General features: G+C 72.2%; 2 protein-coding genes. Both read left to right on the top strand.

Features of this window, described 5'->3' with window-relative positions:
- Positions 1-631, top strand: a 631-nt coding sequence (locus FV234_RS25785; RefSeq protein WP_246686318.1) for a hypothetical protein, incomplete at its 5' end; no start/stop codon positions are given.
- A 61-nt stretch (positions 632-692) separates the two neighbouring features.
- Positions 693-1,331, top strand: coding sequence for a hypothetical protein (locus FV234_RS25780; RefSeq protein WP_147832437.1), 639 nt, complete (start codon positions 693-695; stop codon positions 1,329-1,331).
- The last annotated feature ends 31 nt before the right edge of the window (positions 1,332-1,362 follow it).

Genomic DNA, 1,362 nt, shown 5'->3' with positions numbered 1-1,362 from the left:
GCCCCCATCGAGCCGCGCCCGCCGCCGTAGCTGGCGCCTCCTCCCCCTTGCCCTCCCTGCCTGCCCTCACGAGCCCTTTGGAGCCCGACCGATGTCCCATGCCCTGACCCTGCCCGTTCTCCGTCTCGATGCCGAGCGCATCCCCTTCCACGCCGATCCCATCCTCGCGGCCATCGAACGCCATTCCGAGGCATGGAGCGTGTTTCAGGTCGCGCCCGATGGCGACGCGGCCGACGCCGCTGACGACGAGACGCACGACAGTCTGCACGCCTTGCTCGCGACCCCGTGCGCGACGCGGGCCGGAATGCTGTGCCTGATCCGTCACCTTCGCTGGTGGCTGTCCGAGGAGGCGCCGAACGCCGCCGCGTACCGCTGCCAGGGCGCCGCCGACGCTTGGGCCATCGCCGAGGTCCGTGAGGCCGAGCTGTCACGCTGCCTCGGTGTCGAGCCGATCCAGCGCCTTCCGATGGCCTTGCCGTCCGGTCGGCTCATCGGCCCAACGATCGATCTGCGCCCGGTCGCGGCGCCTGCCCGCCTCGGTCGCGCCCTCGCGGCTGCCGGCGAGCTGATGGCCGCCGTGGCGATCATCGGTGGCGGCTGCGTCCTCACGGGCCTCGCCTCGCTGCTCTGAACCCTTCCCGCCCCTCGCCCTGGGCCGGACGGCTCACGGGCTCCTTCGTGGAGATCCCGACATGCGCAATCCCTTGAAGCGTTCCCCGACCGCCGCCCCTAAGCCGACCCTGCGCGAGCGGTTCGCGGCGATGAAGACCAAGGCCGCCGGCTTCGCGCCCGAGACGAGCCAAGGCCGCCGCGCCATGTTGGCGGGTTCCGTGGCCGCGGCGCTGCCGCTGCCGGCGCTTGCTGCGACGGTCCAGGCCGGCGACCGCGAGGCTGCGTTCCTAGCGCTCGCTCCTGAAATCGTACCGCTTGTGCAGCGCCTCGGCCCTGCGCTTGCCGAGTCCCATCGCCGCAACGAGGCTGCCGAAGCCGAGGCCGCTCCCTTTCCAGGGTGGCGCGACGAGGCCGTAGGGAACGCTTGGCTCGCGCGGCTCCACGCGGCGAAGGCCGTTCACGGGTGCGCCGAGGCGTGGGACGCGGGAAACGCGCTCTGCACCGCCCTGGCTCACTTGGCCGACCCCTTCATCAACGAGCCGATGCGGACCCTTCCGGGCATCATGCTCAAGGCTGCCCTCAACGACCTGGGCGAGTGGTGGGGCGAGAGCGCCTTGGCCGACGTGTCCCGCCTTGCGGCCGAGCACTTCGGCTTACCCGCACCGGCTCCCTACCATCAGGATCTGGCACCGCCCGAGGGCGACGACGAGGACGCCTGACGCCACCCGCCCCGGCGGGTGGCGTCAGGCG

The sequence above is a fragment of the Methylobacterium sp. WL8 genome (assembly GCF_008040045.1).
GTDB classification, from domain to species: Bacteria; Pseudomonadota; Alphaproteobacteria; order Rhizobiales; family Beijerinckiaceae; genus Methylobacterium; species Methylobacterium cerastii.
This window is presented reverse-complemented; position numbering and strand designations above follow the sequence as displayed.